This window comes from Pseudomonas sp. D(2018), from assembly GCF_005502555.1.
Taxonomy (GTDB): Bacteria; Pseudomonadota; Gammaproteobacteria; order Pseudomonadales; family Pseudomonadaceae; genus Metapseudomonas; species Metapseudomonas resinovorans.
In genome coordinates this window covers 23,155-38,254 of sequence record NZ_SCOK01000009.1, presented here as the reverse complement: position 1 = coordinate 38,254, position 15,100 = coordinate 23,155, and the positions used below count along the sequence as shown (strand labels likewise).

Sequence of the window (15,100 nt, the reverse complement as noted above, 5' to 3'; positions counted from 1 at the left end):
AGACAAGGAAATGTCCGCCCTAGACCAGGCGGCTTCTCGGAAGGCTCGGAGTTTACCGAAACCAGCCCCCCCTCACGTGGTCGTTCCGACGAATGCCGCTGCAACCGCTCCCACAAAGAACCCACTGCACTGCAGTTGCACGCAGAAAAAAGCCCGGCGCTTGGCCGGGCTCCATCGTGCAGGGTTGCCTTACTGCGAAAGCACCTGACCGATGGTCGGGTCCTTGAAGGCACGGGTCAGGGCGTCGCTCAGCACATCGCTCACCAGCTTGGTGTTGGTCTGCTGGTTCGGTGCGGTACCGAAGCGCTGGTTCAGCGAGGCGCCGTACTTGCCGCTGTAGCGACGGGTGCTGTTCTGCACATCGACGCGGAAGCTGGCACTGATGTTGGCCTCGGTGACATAGGTTTCCTTGGGCGACTGGTACTTCAGATCGGCCAGGGTAAGGGTCAGCTGCGGCGCGTTGTAAGCGTTCGGGGACGGGGTGAAGCCCAGAAGGCGCACAGCGGCCTCGGCCTCAGCTTGCAGGCGCGGCAGGATGTCCTGGCTCTGCACGCTGATCGCGCTGGTGTCGGAATAGATGCCGCCACGGGTGCCAAGCACCGGGGACGGACGACCATCGGCGACGCGCACCACCACCGGCTGACCCTGGCCCATCGGGGTCAGCGGGCCGGTGAGTTTTGGTTGCGGGCTGAGTTGCTGCGGGCTGAGGGCACAGCCGACCAGGGTCAGGCTGAGGGCGGCCAGCAGGCCAAGCAACGGGCGTTTCAGCATGCTTTATCTCTCCAGGAGTGAAGGCAAAACGGCCGGCAGTATAACCAGCCGGCCAGGGTACTGACAGAGCGCCATTCCCGTGCAATGTCAGACCGCCATCCGTGCTTACGGTTCCTGTCATGCCCTTGTCACGCCCACGTGGGATAAAGGCGCTGCCCTGATTGGAGTAGTCCCGATGATCCTCTTCTGGTCCCTGTTCGCCCGTCGCCCGCAACGCCGCTGCTTCGCCCTGGTGGATACCGCCGGGATCTGCCGTGGCCTGCACCAGGGAATCGACTGCCCGGCCACCGGCAACTGGGTGGAAGTCCGCGAATCCAGCCTCGCCTGGCTCGACCAGCCGCTCCCCGCCAGCGCCCGCGTCGCACCGGTCGTCGGACAGCCTGCGCGTCGCCGCGCGTTGGCAGCCTGACCGGCGGAAGAAGAAAAGTCACAGCAAGCGCCCTATTCCCCCGATTTCATCGTTATAATCGCCCCCCGATTATAAGGTCGTCTCCTGATCGGGCCTCGCAACACCGCACCTCGCGCCAGCTTGGGCATCCGCACAGCCCCACAGAGAGCCGTCCACTTTTCGCGCTGCCACTCGTTGGTTCGCCGCATCCTTTCGCCCGAATTGCAAACGCTTTTTTGCAGGGACGCATGCGTAGTAACGCGCGCGCAGACGGAAGCGGCCTGCCCGGGGGTAGGCGATCCTTTTGAGGTTCACGTCTCCAAAAGAGCGTGAGAAGACGGTTTTTCACTACTTCACGAGAGAGTGGCGAGCAAATGGCGCAAAACGATTACGAAGCAGTGGACGTGTTGCTGGTCGGGGCCGGCATCATGAGCGCTACGCTGGCGGTACTGCTTAAAGAACTCGATCCCGGCATCAAGCTGGAGATTGCAGAACTCCGGGAGTCGGGGGCCATCGAGAGCTCCAACCCCTGGAACAACGCAGGTACCGGCCATGCAGGCCTCTGCGAGCTGAATTACACGCCCCAGGCGGCCGATGGCTCCATCGACATCAAGAAGGCCGTCAGCATCAATGCCCAGTTCGAGGTCTCCAAGCAGTTCTGGGCCTACATGAGCGGCAAGAGCGCATTCGGCTCGCCCAAGACCTTCATCAACGCCGTCCCGCACCTTTCTTTCGTGCGCGGCGACAAGGACACCGCGTTCCTCAAGAAGCGCTTCGAGCTGCTCCGCCAGCACCACGCCTTCAGCGAGATGGAGTACACCGAAGACCGCGCCACCATGGCCAAATGGACGCCGCTGATGATGAAAGGCCGCGACGCGTCCGAGAAGATCGCCGCGACCCGCGCCATGAACGGCACCGACGTCAACTTCGGCGCGGTCACCAATCAGTTGCTGCAATACCTCACCAGCCTGTCGAACACCCGTGTCAGTTACTTCCAGAAGGTCACCGACCTCAACCGTACCGACAAGGGCTGGAAAGCCAGCATCAAGAACACCCAGACCGGCGCCAGCCGCGAAGTGTCCGCACGCTTCGTGTTCCTGGGTGCCGGCGGCGGCGCACTGCCGCTGCTGCAGCTCTCCGGCATCCCCGAAGGCAAGGGCTTCGGCGGCTTCCCGGTAAGCGGCCAGTGGCTGCGCTGCGACAACCCGGAAGTGGTCAAGCAGCACCAGGCCAAGGTCTACAGCCAGGCCGAAGTCGGCGCCCCGCCGATGTCCGTGCCGCATTTGGACACCCGTGTGGTCGATGGCAAGAAATCCCTGCTGTTCGGCCCTTACGCCGGCTTCACCACCAAGTTCCTCAAGCACGGTTCCTTCATGGACCTGCCGCTTTCGGTGCGCCCGAGCAATCTCGGCCCGATGCTGGCCGTGGCTCGCGACAACTTCGACCTGACCCGCTACCTGGTCAAGGAAGTGATGCAATCCCAGGAACAGCGCCTGGACGCCCTGCGCAAGTTCTATCCGGACCTGAACCCGGCCGACTGGCGCCTGGAAGTGGCCGGCCAGCGCGTGCAGATCATCAAGAAGGACGCCAAGAACGGCGGCATCCTGCAATTCGGCACCGAACTGGTCTCGGCCGAAGACGGCAGCATCGCAGCCCTGCTGGGTGCCTCTCCGGGTGCGTCCGTGACCGTGTCCATCATGCTCAACCTGATCGAGCGCTGCTTCGCCGAACAGACCCGTTCCGAGCAGTGGGTTGCCAAGCTGAAGGAAATCTTCCCGGCCCGCGAGAAGGCCCTGGAAAGCGACGCGGCCCTGTACCGCGAAGTCAGCACCCGCTCCGACGAGCGCCTGGGCTTGGCCAGCGTCGACACCGCGACCCAGAGCATCGCCTGAGCCTCGGCATCACGCTGATCGAAAAAACCGCCCTTCGGGGCGGTTTCTTTTTGTCTGCTGGAAGCCGTCTCGAAGCGCCTGCCTTGTGCGAGCCGAGCATCAGCGCCAACGAAAAAGCCCCGCTCGATGGCGGGGCTCGTTCGTCAGCGCAAGGTATCAGCCACGCGCTGCCTTGATCACTTCGATATAGGGCTCGGCCTGGCGCTGGTCCTGAATCAGGGCGATGAAGTCGTTGCCCTGCTCATCCTTGGCATTGAGGTCGTAACCGGCTTCGACGAAGAAGCCGACGAAGCGCTCGAAGTCATCGATGCGCAGGCCACGGTAGGCCTTGATCAGCTTGTGCAGCGACGGCGGCGTGGAGTCAGCCGGCTCGACCGCGAGGAACAGCTTGATCGAATCCTCGGAGATTTCTTCGCCAATCACCTGCTTCTTGTCTTTACGCATCGCTCACTTCTCTCGGGCCAGGTATCACGGGGCGGGCAGTTTACCCCCGCCCGGCCCCCACGCTCAACGCAGGCGTACCGCGCCGCTGTGCAGGTCGGCCCAGACATGGCCGTTGGGGTAGCTGAGGAACTGGCAATACACCGGCCCGTTGCGCAACAGATCAAGCACAGCCGTGTACTGCGCCATCGGGTAATTCAGGCTGAGGATGCGGCTCTGGGGGTCATAGCTCGGCTTCTTCAGGCTCTTGCCCTCGACGTCGAACTGGATCACCACCTGGCGCACATCGGCGCCCTTGCTCAGCGGCTTGCCCTTGAGGCGCACCACGGCGGGCGAGGTGATCGGAATCGGCTGCTGGTTGGACTGGCGCTGGCTACCCAACACGACCGAGTACTCGATGATCTGGATCAACTGCTGCTGATCAGGCTGTTCATGGCGCAGTGAAAGGTCGTCAGGCGGCAGGAATTGGGCATGCATGGGCGCGTTTTCGGCGGCGCCGAGGGGCAGGCTCAGAAACAGGACCAGGCAGGCCCCGAAGCGCAGGGAAACGGGCATCGACAACTCCGCAATCAGATAAGCGCGCCACTCTAGCACGCGCCTTTCGGACAGCGGCATACGACTCAGGTCAAACCTCAACCGGCATTCCAGACCCTATACTCGGCGAGTTCCAGCGAAGGAGCCGCCATGTCCACATACCTCCCCCCACTATTTGCTGCCCTGCGCCAGTCCCTGTGCGAGGGGTACTCGCTGGCGAGCCTGCGTGGCGACCTGGCCGCTGGCGTGACCGTCGGCATCATCGCCATACCCTTGGCCATGGCGCTGGCCATTGCAGTCGGCGTAGCCCCGCAGCACGGCCTCTACACGGTGCTGATGGCCGCGCCGTTGATCGCCCTCACTGGCGGCTCGCGCTTCAATATCTCAGGCCCCACCGCAGCCTTCGTGGTGATCCTGCTGCCCATCACCCAGCAGTTCGGGCTGGGCGGCCTGCTGCTCTGTACCCTGATGGCCGGGCTGATCCTCATCGCCATGGGCCTGGCACGCCTGGGCCGGCTGATCCAGTTCATCCCCTATCCAGTGACCCTGGGCTTCACTGCCGGCATCGGCATCGTCATTGCTACCCTGCAGATCAAGGACCTTCTGGGCCTGCAGCTGGCGCAGACACCGCAGAACTATGTGGACCAGTTACGCCTGCTGGGCGAAGCGCTGCCGACCACACACCTCGGCGACACCCTGGTGGCCATCGCCTGCTTCGCAGTACTGGTGTTCTGGCCGCGCCTGGTGCCCAAAGTGCCGGGTCATCTCGCGGCCCTGGCCCTGGGCGCCCTGCTCGGCCTGCTGCTGGAGGCCCTGAACCTGCCCGTCGCCACCCTGGGCGAGCGCTTCAGCTACGTGGTGGACGGCGTCAGCCATCCCGGCATTCCGCCCTTCCTCCCGACCTTCGCCTGGCCCTGGCAACTGCCCGGACCGGATGGCCAGCCCCTTGGCCTGTCCTTCGAGCTGATTCGCCAGTTGCTGGCGCCGGCCTTCGCCATCGCCATGCTCGGCGCCATCGAATCGCTGCTCTGTGCCGTCGTGGCCGACGGCATGGCCGGCACGCGTCACGATCCCAATGCCGAACTGGTCGGCCAGGGCCTGGGCAATCTGGTCGCCCCACTGTTCGGCGGTATCACGGCCACCGCCGCCATCGCCCGCAGCGCCGCCAACGTCCGTGCCGGAGCGCGCTCGCCCATCGCCGCCATCATTCACGCCGGCGTGGTCCTGCTGGCGATGCTGCTGCTCGCGCCGCTGTTCAGCTACCTGCCTATGGCCGCGCTGGCCGCACTGCTGCTAATGGTGGCCTGGAACATGAGCGAGGCACGGCATGTGGCGCATACCCTGCGCATCGCACCGCGCAATGACGTGTTGGTGCTGCTGACCTGCCTGATACTGACGGTACTGTTCGATATGGTGCTGGCGGTGGGTGTTGGCCTGCTGCTGGCCGCGGGCCTGTTCATCAAGCGCATGAGTGACCTCACCGACACGGCCCCGCTACCACGTCACTTCCACGAAGCGCTGCACGAGTTGCCCGAACAGGTGCTGGCCTACGCTATTCGCGGGCCGCTGTTCTTCGGTGCAGCCGAAAAGGCCCTGAGCGTGCTTCGCCGTTTCAACCCCGAGGTGAAGGTGGTGATCGTCGAAATGGGAGCGGTTCCCATGCTGGACATGACGGCACTGGCCGCCCTGGAGAACCTGTTGCACGACTACAGTCGCCAAGGCGTAGGACTGGTGCTGGTGGGCACCTCACCGCGTGTGCGACTGAAACTCCGCCGTGCTGGCGTCCACCGGGAGAGCGGACGCCTGGCCTACGTGCAGTCGCTGGAACAAGCGCGGGCCAAGGCGCTGCAATGGCTACACAGCGATGCGCCTCAAACGAACAGCGAGCGCATCCAGGCCAAGTAATCGGCCGCGCCTGACTCACCCTCGCGAGGTGCCCAGGCCGGTTGCTCGCCTTCGCCAATCGGACGGTAAGGACCGGCCTTGCACTCGAACAGCAGGCTGTCCGGATCCAGCACCACCAGGGCATGGAACACACCTGGCGGCAGGTCGACGCCAATGCAATCACCGCCGGCGACCAGCTCGCGCTTGTCGGTCACCCTGCCGTCTTCATCAAAGATCAGCAGACCCAGACGGCCCTTGAGCACCAGCAAACTTTCCGCCTTGTCAGCGGACAAGTGCCGGTGCGGCGGGATATAGGTTTCGGGTTGCAGCCCCACCGCCATGCGATGGCAGGGCTCTTCCATGGCATGGAAGTTATGGTGCTGGCGCTTGCGCGGGCTCGCCGCAGCTTTCTCGGCCAATTCGGCGAACAGGCCCTGATCGAGGAAACGTGGCGCGCCCATGGTTCAGAGCCCCTTGACCGCGAAGATACCCGCGGCGTTGCGCCAGTAGCCCTTGTAGTCCATGCCGTAGCCGAAAATGTAGCGGTCTTCGCAGGGCAGGCCAACGTAATCGGCCTTCAAGTCCGGACGGGCCTTGCGGTCGTGGGTCTTGTCGATCAGCACGGCGGTATGCACGTTGGCCGCGCCGGCGTGTTTGCAGAAGTCGATGATGGCGGCCAGGGTGTGCCCCTCGTCGAGGATGTCGTCAATGATCAGCACATCGCGGTCGATGAAGGAGATTTCCGGCTTGGCCTTCCAGAACAGCTCGCCGCCGCTGGTTTCGTTGCGGTAGCGAGTGGCGTGCAGGTAGGACAGCTCCAGCGGGAAGTTCAGCTTGGGCAGCAGCTTGCCGGCGAAGATCAGGCCACCGTTCATCACGCAGAAGACCACCGGATTGCGCTCGGCCAGCTCACCGTTGATGGCTTCGCCGACCTGGGCGATGGCCGCCTCGACCTGGGCTTCGGTGTACAGGCAGTCGGCTTCGGCCATTACCTGGCGGATGTGTGCGAGATCGGCGGACATGGCAATTCCTCTGGGTTCGGCGGGGAACATGCACGGTTCCCGGTGAAAACTTGAACGGGGCGTCAAGATAAAAGTCGGCAAAGGTACCCATCCGCCTGCCCCGGGGCAAGCCCCGACGGACGAGTGTCGACCATACTGCAGCAGGCTGCCGCCGCGTGTGACAGTTCCTTGCTTGACCGCGACATCCGTGGCCGGGACCCACCAGTCAGTGCAGCACAGCCCGTGATCAATGGATTAAGCTAACGCAATTTTTTTGCCAGCCCGCCGGAGAACCCTTCCATGCCCATCCGTGAGATCCGCCACCCGCTGATCCGCCACAAGCTCGGCCTGATGCGCCGCGCCGACATCAGCACCAAGAACTTCCGCGAACTGGCACAGGAAGTCGGCGCCCTGCTGACTTACGAAGCGACCAATGACCTGCCCCTGGAGAACTACGAAATCCAGGGCTGGGCCGGCACTGTGCAGGTCGAGAAGATCGCCGGCAAGAAGATCACCGTGGTGCCCATCCTGCGCGCCGGCATCGGCATGCTCGACGGCGTGCTCAGCCTGATCCCGGGCGCCAAGGTCAGCGCCGTCGGGGTGGCCCGCAACGAGGAAACCCTGGAAGCCCACACCTATCTGGAAAAACTGGCACCGGAGATCGACGAGCGCCTGGCGCTGATCATCGACCCGATGCTCGCCACCGGCGGCTCCATGGTCGCGACCATCGACCTGCTCAAACGCGCCGGCTGCAAGGAAATCCGCGCCATGGTGCTGGTTGCCGCACCCGAAGGCATCAAGGTCGTCAACGATGCCCACCCGGACGTGATGATCTACACCGCCTCCATCGATCAGAAGCTCAACGAGCACGGCTACATCATCCCGGGCCTTGGCGATGCCGGCGACAAGATCTTCGGCACCAAGCAGAAGGAAAACTGATCGATGAGCGACGAATTCAAGGACCCGCTCTGGCGTCAGGTCATCTCCGGCGCCCAGATGCTTTTCGTGGCCTTCGGTGCCCTGGTGCTGATGCCGTTGATCACCGGACTGGACCCGAACGTAGCGCTCTTCACCGCCGGCCTTGGCACCCTGCTGTTCCAGTTGGTCACCGGACGCCAGGTGCCGGTATTCCTGGCCTCCAGCTTCGCCTTCATCACCCCCATCATCCTCGCCAAGGGCCAGTTCGGCCTGGCCGCGACCATGGGCGGCGTGGTGGCGGCGGGCTTCGTCTACACCTTCCTCGGCATTGCCGTGAAGATCAAAGGCACCGGCTTCATCGACCGCCTGCTGCCGCCAGTGGTGATCGGCCCAGTGGTGATCTCCATCGGCCTGGCCATGGCCCCCATCGCCGCCAACATGGCCATGGGCAAGGGCGGTGACGGTGCCGAGCTGATCCCCTACGCCACCGCCATGTGGATTTCCATGCCGGCGCTGCTCACCACGCTGATCGTCGCCGTGTTCGGCAAGGGCATCTTCCGCCTGGTGCCGATCATCTCCGGCGTGCTGGTTGGTTTCGCCCTGTCCTTCTGGTTCGGCGTGGTCGACACCGCCAGGATCGCCGCCGCGCCCTGGCTGGAGCTGCCCAACTTCACCGCCCCCGAGTTCAACCTGCAGGCCATCCTGTTCATCGTCCCGGTTGCCCTGGCCCCGGCCATCGAGCACATCGGCGGGGTGATCGCGGTGGGCAGCGTGACCGGTCGCAACTACCTGAAGAAGCCCGGCCTGCACCGCACCCTGCTGGGCGACGGCCTCGCCACCTCGGCCGCCGGCCTGTTCGGCGGCCCGCCGAACACCACGTACGCGGAAGTGACCGGCGCAGTGATGCTGACCAAGAACTACAACCCGAAGATCATGACCTGGGCAGCGGTCTTCGCCGTCGGCCTGGCCTTCATCGGCAAGTTCGGCGCCATTTTGCAGAGCATCCCGGTACCGGTCATGGGCGGCATCCTCTGCCTGCTGTTCGGCTCCATCGCCGCGGTGGGCCTGAACACCATGATCCGCCACCAGGTGGACCTGGCCGAGGCGCGCAACCTGGTGATCGTCTCCGTGACCCTGGTGTTCGGCATCGGCGGCATGCTGGTGGGCACAGGTACCGGCCAGGACGATTTCGGCCTGAAAGGCATCGCCCTCTGCGCCATCGTCGCCATCGCCCTCAACCTGATCCTGCCGGGCCATCAGACCTGGAGGCATCAGAGCCCGGACGACGCACCGCACATCTGAGGCAGCGCCAAGAAACAGCCCCGCGATGCGGGGCTTTTTTGGCCTGCTTATCCCGTAGGTTGTGCCTCGCGAAGCATGGTTTCGTCTTGCGAATCCACGCCCCACTGCTGCAGGCGCTTCAGACTTTCGCGGTACGGTTTCAAGCCTGCCCCCAGGAGCACCACCGAACTGGCCACCGCAAGGGTCGTGACGATCAGCAACGAGTAACGCAGGGCCTTGTCGTCGGCGAAAACGTAGTCGGTCACCAGGGCGACAGCCGTGGGGCCGAATCCGAGGCCGATCAGGGTGATCACGAAAAGGTAGATCGCCGAAGCCTGACCCCGCATGGAGTTGGGCATGATCTCCTGGATCGCCGCCGGCGCCACGCCGAAGGGCATGCTCAGACAGAACACCGTGGGCGCCATCAGCACCGTGACCCAGAAGGCATCGTCCATCAGCGGGAAGAGCGCCACGAGCGGCAGCGCCCCCATGGCGGCGAACAGGCCGACGCGCATGTTGGCGTCGGCCCGCCCATGCTTGGCCATCCAGTCCGCCAGCCGTCCACCGAAGACGATGCCGAGACAGCCGAATACCGCCACCAGGCTGCCGTAGATCACACCCACCTGGCCGGCGTCCCAGCCGTGGGTGCGAATGTAGAAGGTGGGTATCCAGGCGGCGCTGCCATAGCCGGCGAAGGCCAGGCCGGCGAAGCCGAAGTTGTGGCAAATCACGGTGCGCCGGTTGCTGCGCAGGTAGCGACCGACTTCCGCAAGGGGCACCACCACGCCGGCGCCAACGCCGCGCCGCTGGGGTTCACGCACGGCCAGCATCAACAAGGTGAAGAGTACGCCTGCCGCGCCGAGGGCCAGGAAAATCAACTGCCAGGGTCGCACCTCGCCCACGAGCGGCAGGTGCACGTCGCCCTGTGCGGAAGCGAACTTGATCACCAGCCCACCGAGCAGGAAGGCCAGCCCGGAGCCGAGATAGACGCCCATGGAATAGACGCTGATGGCGGTGGCACGACGCTCCTTGGGAAAACTGTCAGCGATCAGCGAATAGGCCGCCGGCGACAACGCCGCCTCGCCCACGCCAACGCCAATGCGGCAGAGCAGGAACTGCCAGTAGAGCTTGGCCATGCCGCAAGCTGCAGTGGCGGCGCTCCAGAACAGCACGCCGACCGCGATCAGCCCGCGTCGGCTGCGGCTATCAGCCAGACGTCCCAAGGGAATGCCACACACGGTGTAGAAAAGTGCGAAGGACAAGCCCATCAGCAAGCTCATCTGCGTGTCGCTGATGGCCAGGTCGCGGCGGATGGGCTCCACCAGCAGGTTGAGGATTTGCCTGTCGATGAAGGACAGCACATACGCCACCATCAGGATGGCGACGGTGGTCCACGCGCTCAGGCTCGAGGGGTAGCCGTTGTTCTTGTTCTGCACTGGGCTCTCCTCGGCGCCGCCGGTGCGGCGCACGACGGTTGAAGAAGAACCCAGCTTAGGTGGCCATGGACAGGCTGAATACCGGAGATCACACGATATAGGCAGAGTGAATGCGCACCATGCACTCCGGCTGATAACTTCAGAGCGGCCTTACGGCCGTCTCGCAGAGCCGGGCTAGCGCCGACACCCACTGCGGATGGCTGTTCATGCAAGGCACCAGCACCAGTTCCTGTCCGCCGGCTTCCTGGAACTGCTCGCTGCCGCGCTGGCCGATTTCCTCCAGCGTTTCAATGCAGTCGGCCACGAAGGCTGGGCACATCACCAGCAGCTTCTTCACGCCCTGCTTCGCCAGTTCGTCGAGGCGGGCCTCGGTATAGGGCTCGATCCACTTGTCCCGGCCCAGGCGGGATTGGAAGGACACCGACCACTGCTCAGGCTTCAAGCCGGCGCGCTCGGCGAAGGCTTCAGCGGTGCGCTGGCACTGGCTGCGGTAGCAGACCGCCAGGACCTGGTCGCTTACGCCACGGCTGTCCGGGGCACGCAAGTCGTGCTGCGGGTCGATGCCTTTCACCAGCTTGCGGATATGCCGCTCGGGCAAACCGTGGAAGCTCAGCAGCAGGTGATCGAACTCCTGCTCCAGGTAAGGCTTGGCGCTGGCCACCAGCGCGTCCAGGTAGTCCGGCTCGGCAAAGAAGGGAGGCAGCACCGACACCTCCAGCTTCAGGCCCTGCTCGCGGATCACCCGACGTGCCTCTTCGATAGCAGTTGTGGTGGTGCTGTCGGCGAACTGCGGATAGAGCGGTGCCAGGGTGACGCGTTTGATGCCCTGCCCGGCCAATTTGCGCAGCGCGCGTTCGATCGAGGGCTCGCCGTAGCGCATGGCCAGCTCCACCGGACCATGCGGCCAGTGCGGGCCGATGGCCTCCTGCAGCTCACGGCTGAGGACAATCAGCGGCGAGCCATCCGGCCACCAGATGGACGAATAGGCGTGAGCCGACTGCGCCGGGCGCTTGATCAGGATCAGCGAAACCAGCAGGCGCCGCAGCGGCCAGGGCAGGTCAACCACGTAAGGGTCCATGAGGAACTGGTCGAGGTAGCTCCGTACATCCTCCACCGCGGTGGAAGCCGGAGATCCCAGGTTGACCAACAGCAACGCGTGATCAGTCATCAAACATCCTTAGGCTTCAGCAGGTCGCCGAGCGCCATGTCCAGATCGGTGAATGCAAAGGTGAAACCTGCCGCCCGCAACCGGGCCGGCACCGCGCGCTGTCCGCCCAGCAGCAGGCCGGACAGTTCGCCCAGCAGCAGCCGCAGGACGAACGCTGGCGCCGGCATGAAGGCGGGTCGCCCCAACGCACGCCCAAGGCTGCGGGCGAAGTCGCGGTTGCGTACCGGCTGCGGCGAGCACGCATTATAGGGACCGCGCGCATCGTCCCGCCGCAAGAGAAAATCGATCAGGGCGATTTGATCATCCAGATGCACCCAGGGCATCCATTGCCGGCCATTGCCCAGGGGACCACCCAGCCCCAACTTGAACGGCGGCACCAGGCGCTTGAGGAAACCACCGTCACGCGCCAGCACCAAACCGGTGCGCACCAGCACCACACGGATGCCAAGTGCGTCGGCGCGTTGCGCGGTCTCTTCCCAGGCCACGCAGAGCTGGCTGGCGAAGTCGTCGGTTACAGGCGGCGAATCCTCGGTCAGCTCCCGCTCTCCACCATCGCCGTACCAGCCTACCGCCGAGCCGCTGAGCAGCACCCGCGGCATCTGGTCGCGCTTTTCCAACCACTCCAACAGCTGCTCGGTAAGGGTGATGCGGCTGCCCCAAAGCTGTGCCTTACGCTTGTTGCTCCAGGGGCGGTCAGCGATGGGTTCGCCGGCCAGGTTGACGATGGCGTCCAGAGGCTCGTCGCCATAGTCGGAAAACTGACTGATGCCACGCACCGCACGGCCGCACAGGCTGGCGACGCCTTGCGGTCGGCGGCTCAGGACTGTGAGCTGATGCCCCTCGGCCAGCCATCGTTGGCAGAGCGCCCGGCCGATCAGACCAGTACCGCCGGTCAGCAATATGTGCATGGCATCCTCCTCGCATGGCGCTAAGTGCGGATATCGCCCTAGTCTGGTTTATGACGTTTCGACGTGCCCCGGATTGGGCCACGCACCGTCAGAAATACAGGCATCCGCGATTGGAACCGACCAACCTGTACAACGCTTGAATATTGTACAGGTCTTGTCTAAAGCGTAGCCTGTAGCCATAGGTAACGAGGTAGACCATGAGTGCACCTATCGCCATCATCGGTACCGGTATATCCGGCCTCTCCGCCGCCCAGGCGCTCCATGCGGCTGGGCAGGACGTGGAACTCTTCGACAAGAGCCGCGGCAGTGGCGGGCGCATGGCCAGCAAGCGCAGCGATTCCGGCTCGGTCGACCTTGGCGCGCAGTACTTCACCGCCCGCGACCGCCGCTTCGCCGAAGTGGTACAGCAATGGCGCGACCGAGGCTGGGTCGCCGAGTGGTCACCGAGTCTCTACAACTACAGCGAAGGCCGCCTGCTGCCCTCCCCTGACGAGCAGATCCGCTGGGTCGGCACACCACGCATGAGCGCCATCACCCGTGCCCTGCTCGGCGCCCTGCCGGTGAATTTCGCCTGTCGCATCACCGAGGTCTTCCGTGGCGAACGCCACTGGGGCCTGCAGGATGCCGAAGGTCTCAGCCACGGCCCCTTCAGCCATGTGATCGTCGCCACACCAGCACCCCAGGCTGCTGCATTGCTGGCCGCCGCCCCCAAACTGGCCGGCGCCGCCGCAAGCGTTGCCATGGAGCCGACCTGGGCCGTGGCGATGGGTTTCAACGAACCGCTGGACACCCGCGTAGAAGGCTGTTTCCTGCAAGACAGTCCGCTGGAGTGGCTCGCTCGCAACCGCTCCAAGCCAGGTCGCGAAGCCAGTCTGGACACCTGGGTCCTGCACGCCACCAGCGCCTGGAGCAAGCAACACCTGGACATGCCCAAGGAAGCGGTGATCGAGCACCTCCATGGCGCATTCGCCGAGATGATCGGCTGTGCCGTACCAGCCCCGAATTTCAGCCTGGCCCATCGCTGGCTCTATGCCCGACCAAGCCAGGCGCACCAGTGGGGCGCCCTCGCCGACGCCGACCTGGGGCTGTACGCCTGCGGTGACTGGTGCCTGTCCGGCCGCGTGGAAGGTGCCTGGCTCAGCGGCCAGGAAGCCGCACGCCGACTGCTCGAACACCTGTGACCGCGCCGCGGTTGAACCCGCGTAAACTGCTGCTCTCGAAATGGACGGCCATAAAGCCGTCGGACCGCGAAAAACACTTCCTGGTCAGCCGTCTCATCCTCGATGACGCCGGCGCGATATGTGCCGTGGAACTCGAAGCGGTTCACAGCCACCGCTGCCAGCGCCTGCCCTGGCGCACCCTGGCCGACACCCGCCGCTGGCAGATCGGCTGGCACTGACCCCGCCTCCCAAAACTTGTACAAGGTATTTGACTTGTACAATTTTTTTCCTATTATTCCTTGAAAGCTATACATGATTCAGGACTTGTATAATTCATGTCCAGGTATCTGCCCATGCCCTTCGATCTACCCCAGCGCCCTAAATTGGGCATCAGCGCCTGCCTCCTCGGCGACCCCGTGCGCTTCAATGGGGGGCACAAGGAATCGCGGTTATGCAGCCGCAGCCTGGCGGAGCATTTCGATTTCGTGCCCCTGTGCCCGGAAGTGGCCATCGGCCTCGGCATTCCCCGCGAACCCATCCGCCTGGTGGGCGCCCCCGCTGCCCCACGCGCAGTGAACAGTCGCGAACCTCAACGCGACCACACCGAAGCGTTGGCAGAGTTCGGCGAAATCATGGCCACGCAGCTCGACGACATCAGCGGCTATATCTTCATGCAGAAATCCCCGTCCTGCGGGTTGGAACGGGTCAAGGTCTACCAGGCCAACGGACATGCAAGCGATGGTGGCGGCCGCGGAATCTTCGCCAGCGCCTTTTGTGCCCGCCGTCCAGACCTGCCAGTGGAAGAAGACGGTCGCCTCAATGACCCGGTCCTGCGGGAAAACTTCCTCACGCGCGTCTATGCCTACGCCCAATGGCAGGCACTGTGCCGCGAGGGCCTGAGTCACAAGTCGATCATCGCCTTCCACTCTCGCTACAAGTACCAGCTGATGGCGCACGACCCGGTGCAGTACAAGGTCCTTGGTCGCCTGCTCGGCGGCATCGGCGCACAGCCAGCGGAGGAGATCGGCCCGCGTTACTTCTCGGCCCTGATGGTCGCCCTGAGGAAATGCGCCACCCGCGGAACCCACAGCAACGTGCTGCAGCACCTCAGCGGCTACCTGAAGCCTCACCTCAGCCGCCCCGAGAAGGCCGAACTCCAGCGCCTGATCGAGCAGTACCGCAGCGGTGTGGTCCCACTGGTTGTGCCTATCACCCTGCTCAAGCACCACTTCAACGGTCACCCGGACCGATACATCGCCCAGCAGGCCTACCTGCAGCCGCATCCGGAAGAACTCAGCCTGCGCAACGCCCTCTAGTC

16 protein-coding genes are annotated in these 15,100 nt (G+C 64.3%); 8 read left to right on the top strand and 8 right to left on the bottom strand.

Annotated elements, in window-relative coordinates; genetic code table 11:
- Positions 1–189: 189 nt before the first annotated feature.
- Positions 190–771: a YajG family lipoprotein gene (locus FFS60_RS08590; RefSeq protein WP_028629944.1), complete on the bottom strand. Its 582-nt coding sequence runs from the start codon at positions 769–771 to the stop codon at positions 190–192.
- A gap of 175 nt (positions 772–946) precedes the next feature.
- On the opposite strand from FFS60_RS08590, the gene FFS60_RS08585 reads away from it, so the two are divergent.
- Together FFS60_RS08585 and mqo are read left to right on the top strand one after the other, a co-directional pair.
- The gene (locus tag FFS60_RS08585) at positions 947–1,180 is read left to right on the top strand and encodes a hypothetical protein (RefSeq protein ID WP_028629943.1); all 234 of its coding nucleotides are present in this window, start codon (positions 947–949) and stop codon (positions 1,178–1,180) included.
- Positions 1,181–1,488: 308 nt separating this feature from the next.
- Positions 1,489–3,051 (top strand): malate dehydrogenase (quinone), encoded by a 1,563-nt coding sequence (gene mqo, locus FFS60_RS08580; protein WP_256658055.1) that lies wholly within the window; start codon positions 1,489–1,491, stop codon positions 3,049–3,051.
- Between the two features lie 156 nt (positions 3,052–3,207).
- Here the strand turns inward: mqo and FFS60_RS08575 are convergent, their stop codons facing one another.
- The gene (locus FFS60_RS08575) at positions 3,208–3,495 is read right to left on the bottom strand and encodes a PA4642 family protein (protein ID WP_028629941.1); all 288 of its coding nucleotides are present in this window, start codon (positions 3,493–3,495) and stop codon (positions 3,208–3,210) included.
- A 63-nt stretch (positions 3,496–3,558) separates the two neighbouring features.
- Positions 3,559–4,047: a hypothetical protein gene (locus tag FFS60_RS08570; protein ID WP_137821724.1), complete on the bottom strand. Its 489-nt coding sequence runs from the start codon at positions 4,045–4,047 to the stop codon at positions 3,559–3,561.
- 129 nt (positions 4,048–4,176) lie between these two features.
- On the opposite strand from FFS60_RS08570, the gene dauA reads away from it, so the two are divergent.
- Positions 4,177–5,931, top strand: coding sequence for a C4-dicarboxylic acid transporter DauA (gene dauA, locus FFS60_RS08565; RefSeq protein ID WP_137821723.1), 1,755 nt, complete (start codon positions 4,177–4,179; stop codon positions 5,929–5,931).
- Here the strand turns inward: dauA and FFS60_RS08560 are convergent.
- Positions 5,898–6,371, bottom strand: coding sequence for a WbuC family cupin fold metalloprotein (locus tag FFS60_RS08560; RefSeq protein ID WP_137821722.1), 474 nt, complete (start codon positions 6,369–6,371; stop codon positions 5,898–5,900). The two genes, dauA and FFS60_RS08560, sit on opposite strands and share 34 nt — an antisense overlap.
- 3 nt (positions 6,372–6,374) lie before the next feature.
- Entirely contained in the window at positions 6,375–6,932 is a 558-nt protein-coding gene (locus FFS60_RS08555; protein ID WP_028629937.1) for a hypoxanthine-guanine phosphoribosyltransferase, read from the bottom strand.
- 279 nt (positions 6,933–7,211) lie between these two features.
- Here FFS60_RS08555 and upp point away from each other — a divergent pair, with 279 nt between their 5' ends.
- Together upp and FFS60_RS08545 are read left to right on the top strand one after the other, a co-directional pair.
- Positions 7,212–7,850, top strand: coding sequence for a uracil phosphoribosyltransferase (upp, locus tag FFS60_RS08550; protein ID WP_137821721.1), 639 nt, complete (start codon positions 7,212–7,214; stop codon positions 7,848–7,850).
- Positions 7,851–7,853: 3 nt separating this feature from the next.
- A complete protein-coding gene (locus FFS60_RS08545; protein ID WP_028629935.1) occupies positions 7,854–9,131 on the top strand; it encodes a uracil-xanthine permease family protein in 1,278 nt (425 codons plus the stop codon).
- Between the two features lie 47 nt (positions 9,132–9,178).
- On the opposite strand, the gene FFS60_RS08540 is transcribed toward FFS60_RS08545, so the two are convergent.
- From FFS60_RS08540 to FFS60_RS08530, 3 genes are all read right to left on the bottom strand, one after another.
- Positions 9,179–10,546, bottom strand: coding sequence for an MFS transporter (locus FFS60_RS08540; protein ID WP_137821720.1), 1,368 nt, complete (start codon positions 10,544–10,546; stop codon positions 9,179–9,181).
- 139 nt (positions 10,547–10,685) lie between these two features.
- The gene (hemH, locus tag FFS60_RS08535; protein WP_137821719.1) at positions 10,686–11,714 is read right to left on the bottom strand and encodes a ferrochelatase; all 1,029 of its coding nucleotides are present in this window, start codon (positions 11,712–11,714) and stop codon (positions 10,686–10,688) included.
- A complete protein-coding gene (locus tag FFS60_RS08530) occupies positions 11,714–12,622 on the bottom strand; it encodes a TIGR01777 family oxidoreductase (protein ID WP_137821718.1) in 909 nt (302 codons plus the stop codon). Before FFS60_RS08530 ends, hemH begins: the two co-directional genes overlap by 1 nt.
- A 197-nt stretch (positions 12,623–12,819) precedes the next feature.
- On the opposite strand from FFS60_RS08530, the gene FFS60_RS08525 reads away from it, so the two are divergent.
- From FFS60_RS08525 to FFS60_RS08515, 3 genes are all read left to right on the top strand, one after another.
- Positions 12,820–13,803, top strand: coding sequence for an NAD(P)/FAD-dependent oxidoreductase (locus tag FFS60_RS08525; RefSeq protein WP_028629931.1), 984 nt, complete (start codon positions 12,820–12,822; stop codon positions 13,801–13,803).
- An 11-nt stretch (positions 13,804–13,814) separates the two neighbouring features.
- Positions 13,815–14,021 (top strand): TIGR02450 family Trp-rich protein, encoded by a 207-nt coding sequence (locus FFS60_RS08520; RefSeq protein WP_245586523.1) that lies wholly within the window; start codon positions 13,815–13,817, stop codon positions 14,019–14,021.
- Positions 14,022–14,117: 96 nt separating this feature from the next.
- The gene (locus FFS60_RS08515; protein ID WP_256658054.1) at positions 14,118–15,098 is read left to right on the top strand and encodes a 2-thiouracil desulfurase family protein; all 981 of its coding nucleotides are present in this window, start codon (positions 14,118–14,120) and stop codon (positions 15,096–15,098) included.
- The last annotated feature ends 2 nt before the right edge of the window (positions 15,099–15,100 follow it).

What these genes read in the sequence shown, in the direction of transcription:
- FFS60_RS08590 (WP_028629944.1), bottom strand. Translation starts at nt 771, where the DNA reads ATGCTGAAACGCCCGTTGCTTGGCCTGCTGGCCGCCCTCAGCCTGACC.
- FFS60_RS08585 (WP_028629943.1), top strand. Translation starts at nt 947, where the DNA reads ATGATCCTCTTCTGGTCCCTGTTCGCCCGTCGCCCGCAACGCCGCTGC.
- FFS60_RS08575 (WP_028629941.1), bottom strand. Translation starts at nt 3,495, where the DNA reads ATGCGTAAAGACAAGAAGCAGGTGATTGGCGAAGAAATCTCCGAGGAT.
- FFS60_RS08570 (WP_137821724.1), bottom strand. Translation starts at nt 4,047, where the DNA reads ATGCCCGTTTCCCTGCGCTTCGGGGCCTGCCTGGTCCTGTTTCTGAGC.
- dauA (WP_137821723.1), top strand. Translation starts at nt 4,177, where the DNA reads ATGTCCACATACCTCCCCCCACTATTTGCTGCCCTGCGCCAGTCCCTG.
- FFS60_RS08560 (WP_137821722.1), bottom strand. Translation starts at nt 6,371, where the DNA reads ATGGGCGCGCCACGTTTCCTCGATCAGGGCCTGTTCGCCGAATTGGCC.
- FFS60_RS08555 (WP_028629937.1), bottom strand. Translation starts at nt 6,932, where the DNA reads ATGTCCGCCGATCTCGCACACATCCGCCAGGTAATGGCCGAAGCCGAC.
- upp (WP_137821721.1), top strand. Translation starts at nt 7,212, where the DNA reads ATGCCCATCCGTGAGATCCGCCACCCGCTGATCCGCCACAAGCTCGGC.
- FFS60_RS08545 (WP_028629935.1), top strand. Translation starts at nt 7,854, where the DNA reads ATGAGCGACGAATTCAAGGACCCGCTCTGGCGTCAGGTCATCTCCGGC.
- hemH (WP_137821719.1), bottom strand. Translation starts at nt 11,714, where the DNA reads ATGACTGATCACGCGTTGCTGTTGGTCAACCTGGGATCTCCGGCTTCC.
- FFS60_RS08530 (WP_137821718.1), bottom strand. Translation starts at nt 12,622, where the DNA reads ATGCACATATTGCTGACCGGCGGTACTGGTCTGATCGGCCGGGCGCTC.
- FFS60_RS08525 (WP_028629931.1), top strand. Translation starts at nt 12,820, where the DNA reads ATGAGTGCACCTATCGCCATCATCGGTACCGGTATATCCGGCCTCTCC.
- FFS60_RS08515 (WP_256658054.1), top strand. Translation starts at nt 14,118, where the DNA reads ATGTCCAGGTATCTGCCCATGCCCTTCGATCTACCCCAGCGCCCTAAA.